Annotated in this window: 1 protein-coding gene; it reads right to left on the bottom strand. The window is 76.2% G+C overall.

Annotated elements, in window-relative coordinates; genetic code table 11:
- Positions 1 to 87: 87 nt before the first annotated feature.
- Positions 88 to 3,285 carry a sacsin N-terminal ATP-binding-like domain-containing protein gene (locus K6I34_RS33765; protein ID WP_229331857.1) on the bottom strand — a complete coding sequence of 1,066 codons (3,198 nt, stop codon included), beginning with the start codon at positions 3,283 to 3,285 and terminating at the stop codon, positions 88 to 90.
- Positions 3,286 to 3,537: the final 252 nt, after the last annotated feature.

Raw genomic sequence — 3,537 nt, 5'->3', positions numbered from 1 at the left:
AGCCCCCGGCCCACCAACCAATCCAGGGGCGCGAGGAACTGCGCGAGAAGCCCCACCGGCCCGCAGACGAAAACGCAGACGAACGCGCTAGTCGAACCAGCGCGCCCGCTCCAGCTCCTCCGTCCGCGACGGATCCTCCAGCAGCGCCGCCGCCTCGAAGCGCCGCGCCCAAGCCCCCGCCGCCCACGCAAGCCCAGCCGCCACACCCTCCAGCGTGGCCGCATGGAGAACGCCGTCCTGACACAGACACCAGTCGAGCTCAACGCCACCGACGACGAGCTCGTCGTGCTCGACATACGTCGAGGGCGCCCCCGGAAGCAGCGTGCGCACCCCCTCCGGAACCTCCCGGGCCACCCCGTCCCCCACCGGCACACGAACCGCGAAGACCTCGCGCGCACGCCGCACCTGAAGCAGCTCGGCAAGATCCGCGGCCAGATCAGGGCGGACGGGCAGCAGCGGATGCCCGTCCGCGAGCGCCAGCACATCAGGCGCGTCGGCGACCAGCGCGTCCGCCGCATCAACGACCCGCACCGCACCATCGACAACGGCACGCAACTCGTCCGGCAGCGTCACCTGCTCCGGGTCGAGCACGGCCAGCAGCCCGTAAAGAGCATGCAGTTGCGCCGCCCCCACCACCAGGTCCTCGTCGGCGAGACGGGCCAAGAGCTCGGCCGCGCCGCCCGGTTCGTCGAGGAGAGCCGCAGCGGAGGTGCGGACACCCAGCGCCCGGAGCACCTGGTCGTCGGCGAGACCGCCCGCGTCGGCCGCCTCGTACAGCCCGCGCAGCAACGGGTCGCCGCCCGCGACGCGCAGCCCGGCCGGCCGGCGGCCGTCCAGGATGGGATGGCCGCGCAGCCACCACGCGGTGTACGGCCGTACGGACTCGGTGGTGCCGTCGGGCAGCAGGACGCGCACGGGTGCGGTCAGCGCGTCGCGCAGGGGCGGCTGCGCGAGCAGGGCGAGGGCCTCGGGCCAGGCGTCGTCGTCGACGAGGTCGAGGTCGCGGACGGCGACGATCTCGGTGGCGACGGACGGCACGGGCGTGTCGGGGAGCCGGTCGAGGAGGTCCTCGCACCAGACGTCCACGGCGTCGAGCAGACCGACGTCGTCCGGCTCGGCGAAGTCGCCGTCGCGCGGCTCCAGTTCGTCCGGGTCGAGAACGACGTCCGCGGCGCGTACGAGCGCGAAGGTGGCGAGGACGCCGACGGCGGTCAGCGGCTGCTCGCCCCACCGCTCGGCGAGGTCGGCGTCGCAGGCGGCGAGCTCGCCGGGGCGGATGACGCGCTCGAAGGGGCTGCCGGGCAGCACGAGTTCACCGGCGGGCGCGAGCTCGCCGTCCTCGTCGGGCAGGGCCAGCGCCGCGAGCCAGGGCTCGTCGCCGGGCGCGAGGTTCGCGTCGCGGACGAGGCCGAGGACGGTCTCGGCGAGCGCGTCCGCGTCCAGTGCGTCCTCGTCCCAGATCTCGTCCGCGTCGAGGGACGCGGCGACCGCCGCCCGCACCTGAGGAGTCGTCAGGATCGCGCGGGGCGAGGCGGGCGTGGCGCCGAGCTTCTCCAGCAGCGGGTGGGCGGCGTCGGGGTGGACGACCTTGAGCCCGAGCCGGGAGAGCCGCTCGGAGACGGTGCCGTCCGGCGGCGGCAGGAGCACCTGCCGGGGGCCGACGGCCGTACGCACGCCGCCCGCGCCCCCGGCCAGGGGGACGGGCAGGCCGCTGAGCCGGTCCGGGTCGACCCCGGCGAAGCTGTCGTAGAGCCGCCACCACCAGGACGGCTCGCGCTCGACGCCCGCGAGCCGGTCGATCACCTCGCCGAGCGGCACGCGCGCGACACCGAGGGAACGCAGCTCGGCGCGGCGCTCCAGGCCCGCGGGGAGCAGGCTCGGGAAGAGCTCGCCGAGCACGGCCACGGTCTGCGCGCCCGCGCCCTCCACGAGTTCGGCCTCGACGGGGCGCAGCGCGTGCGCGTACGTGTCCCAGGTGTCGGCGTCGTTCTCCGCGGCCTTGGCGGGGACGACGGCGCGCGGCAGGAACGGGACGCGAGGCAGCAGCTCCAGGACCCGCCGCCGCAGCTCGGCGTCCACGGCACTGCGGGCGAGTGGGGCCGGGACGAGGTCCAGGGTGCCGGTGGAGACCGGCTCCCAGTCGCGCAGCAGCCCCGCGTACGCCTCGGCGGCGCGCTCGACGAGGAAGTCCGTGAGCGGGCCGGGGGCGGTGTGACGGCGGGTCGGTTCGAGCGGGAACGTCGCGATGAGCAGCGCGGGCAGCCCCAGCGGCTCGTCGGTGGGCGTGGGCGCGTGCAGGACGGGCGCGGTCCCCGGGCGTACGGGCGCCCCGTCCGGGCCCACGGGAACGGCCCAGGTCAGCGACCACCGCGGGCGCAGCCGCTCCTCGACCGGACGGTCGGCCAGCAGGGCCGCGTCCAGCGCGCCGCCCGCGTGCGCGACGCGCCAGCGGGTGCCGGTGCCGACGACGGCGTCGCGCGCGGTGTCGCCGATGACCGTGTACGGGCCGTCGTCGTGCCGCGTGAGGGTGCGTACGGTCCCGTCGGGCGTCTCGACGACGACCTCGGCGAGGCCGGGCAGGGCGAGCAGCAACGCGTCGTCGACACCCGCGAGCAGGCGGGCCGTCAGGTCCTCGGCCGCGACGTCGCGCAGCGGGAGGACGACCACGGTGTCGTAGCCGTCGGGCGCGGTGCCCTCGGCGGGCAGCGGGAGCCGAAGCAGCGGGACGTGGCCGTCACGGCGCCGGATCTCCTCGGCGAGGCCGGAGCCGGAGTCGGAGCCGCCCGCTGCGGCTTCCGCGGCCTCCGTGGCGAGGGCCCGTGCCTCGGCGAGCGACCAGCGGACGCCGCCGGAGCGGCCGACGACGGCGGGTTCGTCGCTGACGGCCAGGACGGCGGAGAAGCCGACGCCGAAGCGGCCTACGGATTCCGGTGTGGCGTCCGTGGTGGCGTCGCGTTTGGCGGAGGCGCGCAGGGTGGAGAGGGACTCGACGCCCGCGGCGTCGAGCGGGGCGCCGGTGTTGGCGGCGGCGAGGACGGCGGGGCCGTCGGCCGTGGCGGGGCGCAGGGTGAGCCGGAGGCGTCCGGGCACGCCGGCGCGGACGGCGGCGTCGGCGGCGTTCTGGGCGAGCTCGACGACGAGGCGGTCGCGGTAGCCGCCGAGGGCGAGGTCCTCCTCGGCGTTGGCGTCCTCCCGGAACCGGGCGGGGCTGGCGCTCCAGGCGTCCAGTACCGCGCGGCGCAGTGCTTCCGTCCGGAACGGGTCCCCTGTGGGGGTGCCGGTCACGTGGGTTCTCCCTCGCGTTGGTGTTGCGCGTTGGTCTTGACCGTGGTGGTGGTCGGGTGGCGGGATTCCACCCACCCGACCGCCCTTTTGCGCGGAGGCGCGCCGGGGCGGGCTTCTTCGTCTGCGTCTTCGTCTGCGTCTTCGTCTGCGGGCCGGTGGTCGCTTCTCGCGCCGTTCCCCGCGCCCCTGGGTTGTGTGTGGGCCGGGGGTGGGGCCTCCGGGCGGGAACCTGAAACGCGGTGCGTGCGGGTC

The organism is Streptomyces sp. UNOC14_S4, from assembly GCF_020740835.1.
Classification (GTDB): Bacteria; Actinomycetota; Actinomycetes; order Streptomycetales; family Streptomycetaceae; genus Streptomyces.
The sequence above is the reverse complement of the archived record's forward strand: the minus strand, read 5'-3'. Positions and strand labels throughout refer to the sequence as shown.